General features: G+C 67.2%; 2 protein-coding genes. One reads left to right on the top strand and one right to left on the bottom strand.

The genetic code is table 11. The features are described 5' to 3' along the window. Nucleotides 1–1,803: DNA internalization-related competence protein ComEC/Rec2 (locus B2W70_RS02980; protein WP_286742703.1), on the top strand; the 1,803-nt coding region annotated here is incomplete at its 5' end. Between the two features lie 43 nt (nucleotides 1,804–1,846). Here B2W70_RS02980 and B2W70_RS02975 read toward each other — a convergent pair. After that, on the bottom strand, nucleotides 1,847–3,066 hold a 1,220-nt coding region (locus B2W70_RS02975), incomplete at its 5' end, for a hemolysin family protein (protein WP_286742702.1).

The raw sequence follows: 3,066 nt of genomic DNA, 5'->3' as shown, positions 1-3,066 counted from the left end.
GATCGCATCCTCTCGCACGTGCCAGATGCCCGCGCCGCCGGTGTGCTGGCGGGGCTGTCGGTGGGTGATCAGGCGGCGATCAGCCGAGCCGACTGGGTGGTGTTGCAGCGCACAGGCACCGCGCACCTGGTGAGCATCAGCGGCACCCATGTGGCCCTGCTCGGTGTGCTGGCGGCATGGTGGGTGCGAGGGGCCTGGTCCCGACTGCCTTCGCTGACCCGCCTGGTCCCCGCCCACACGGTGGCAGCCTGGGTGGCCCTGGGGGTGTCAGCGCTCTACGCATTGGCCTCGGGCTGGGGCGTTCCCGCTCAACGCACGGTGTGGATGATGGTTTTTGTCACCGTTCTGGGCTCCATCGGGCGGCGCTGGCCTTGGCCGCTGGTGTGGCTGCCGGGTGCCGCGCTGGTTTCGGTGACCGATCCCTGGGCGCTGGCCCAGCCCGGGTTCTGGCTCTCGTTCGTGGCGGTGGGCGTGCTGCTGGCCTCGGGTGTGCGGGTGCCCGAGGCATCTGCCGACGAATGGGCCGAGGGGCGCTGGTGGTCCCGCTGGCGCGAGGCAGGGGGTGAGCTGCTGCAGACCCAGCGCCTGGTGGCGGTGGCCCTGGCGCCCCTGGCCCTCGTGTGCTTTCAGCAGGTCTCGATCGTGGGGGCCGGGGTCAACCTGTTGGCTGTGCCATTGTTCACCCTGGTGTTCACGCCCCTGGCCCTGGCCGGGGTGCTCTTTCCGTTCTTCTGGGACGTGGCGGCCTGGGGGCTGGAGGTGAGCTGGTGGGCGCTGTCGTTGAGTGCACAGGCCCCAGGCGCCGTCTGGACAGTGCCCGCTTTGCCGGGCTGGGTGGCGGCCAGCGGCATCGCGGCGGCCTTCGTGCTGGCGCTGCCTGGGCGCTGGCACTGGCGTGTGCTGGCCTTGCCTTTTCTGCTGCCATTTTTTCGCTTGCCGGACGCGTGGCACCTGCTGCCCCGGCCTGAGCCAGGGCAGTTCAGCGCCGTGGTGCTGGACGTGGGGCAGGGCGGTGCCACCTTGGTCCGGACGTCGGCGCACACCCTGCTGTTTGATGCGGGACCGCTGCGACCCGATGGCAGCGACCTGGTCGAGCGCGTGTTTGCGCCCATGCTCCAGTCGATGGGGGTGCATCGGTTGGACGCGCTCATGATCAGTCACGACGATGCCGACCACAGCGGTGGCGCGCAGAGCCTGCTGGACAGCACGGACGTTGGCGAGTTGATGACGCCTTTCGAGCCCAAGCACCCCTTGCGGCGACATGCGGCCCAACACCGAGCTTGCGAGGCGGGCATGAGCTGGACCTGGGATGGCGTGGTTTTCAGGGTGTTGCACCCGGGACCGATGAAGGCCAATGCTTCCGACAACGCGCGCTCCTGCGTGTTGCAAGTGGAGGCCTCTGCCCAGCAGCCGGTGCGTTTGCTGCTGACCGCCGACATCGAGGCCGATCAGGAGAGGTCGCTCCTGGCGCATTGGCCTGCCTCGCGCTTGCGCAGCACGGTGATGCTGGTGCCACACCATGGCAGTCGCACCTCTTCGACGCCCGAATGGTTGCGTGCGGTGGCACCTCTGCAGGCCGTGGTGCAGGTGGGCCTGCGCAATGCCTATGGGCATCCCAGCCCAGCGGTCATGCAGCGCTACGCCGAAGCAGGCATCCCGACGATCGCCACGCCGGTGTGCGGTGCATTCGTTTGGGAGAGCACCGAGCTCGCTGCGGTCGCGTCAGCAGTGCCTGGGTCACGCAGTCAGCCCGCGCTCGGCCGATGCTGGCGATCGACGAGAACCCACCATTGGCAACAATGAGCCGAGGCCGCGATCACTTGCAGCGGGACGGTGAACCAAGGCCTCAGTCGGCCTCGTTCAAGCGGCTGGCCAGGATCTTGTCGATGCGCTTGCCGTCCATGTCGACCACCTCGAAACGCCATCCGTGCCACTCGACCACGTCGGTCACGCGGGGCAGTCGGCCCAGCAGCAGCATGACCAGGCCCGCCAGCGTGTTGTAGCGGCCACGGTCTTCGTCGGGCAGGTTCTTGATCTCCAGGCGGTCTTTCAGTTCGGGGGCCGGGATGAGGCCGTCGATCAGCCAGGAGCCGTCGTCGCGCTGCACGGCCCAGGCGTCATTCGGCTCGGCTGGTGTGAACTCGCCGGTGATGGCCTCGAGCACGTCGCGCAGGGTGATGACGCCTTGCACCTCACCGTATTCATCGACCACGAACACCATCTGCGTGTCCGAGCCGCGGAAGTGCTCGAGCAACTCCATGCCGGAGAGCGTCTCTGGCACGAACACCGCAGGCAGCAGGTTCTGGCTGAGGTCGTTGCTTTGCTGCTGGGTGAGCTGGTGCAGCAGCTGCTGGGCCGTGACCACGCCCACGACGTCATCGAGGCCACCTCGGCAAACCGGGTAACGCGAATAACCGTGCTCGGCGATGATGGCGATGTTCTCGGCCATGGGCTCTTCGATGTCGAGCCAGGCGATGTCGCTGCGCGGGATCATCATCGAGCCGATCTGGCGCTCATCCAGGCGGAACACATTGCGCACCATCTGGTGCTCGTGGGCCTCGATCACGCCGGCGTCCAGGCCCTCTTCGAGTTGGGCCGCGATCTCTTCTTCGGTCACGCTGCGCCCACCGTTGTCCTTGATGCCCAGCAGCTTGAGGATGCCTTCGGTGCTCACCGACAAGAGGTGCACAAAGGGCTTGGTCAGGCTGGAGATCACCTTCATGGGCGGCGCCATGAGGCGGGCCACGGACTCGGGGTACATCTGGCCCACGCGCTTGGGCACCAGTTCACCGAAGATGATCGTGGCGAAGGTGATGATGACCACCACCAGCGCCGTGGCCGTGATGGCGGCGATGCTTTCGGTGAGTGGGAAGTGGCTCAGCAGCCACTGAGCCAGCGGGCTGGAAAACGCGGCCTCACCGACGATGCCGTTGAGCACGCCGATGGAGGTGATGCCGATCTGGACGGTCGACAGGAATTGCGTGGGGTTGTCGTGCAGGTCGATGGCGGCCACCGCACCAGCGTCTCCTGTCTCCGCCATGACCTGCAGCCTCGCCTTGCGGCTGG

This window comes from Aquabacterium sp. UBA2148 (assembly GCF_002328915.1).
In the GTDB taxonomy this organism is placed as follows: domain Bacteria; phylum Pseudomonadota; class Gammaproteobacteria; order Burkholderiales; family Burkholderiaceae_C; genus Aquabacterium; species Aquabacterium parvum.
Note: the sequence above shows the minus strand (reverse complement) of the source record. Positions and strands in the feature narration are given on the sequence as shown.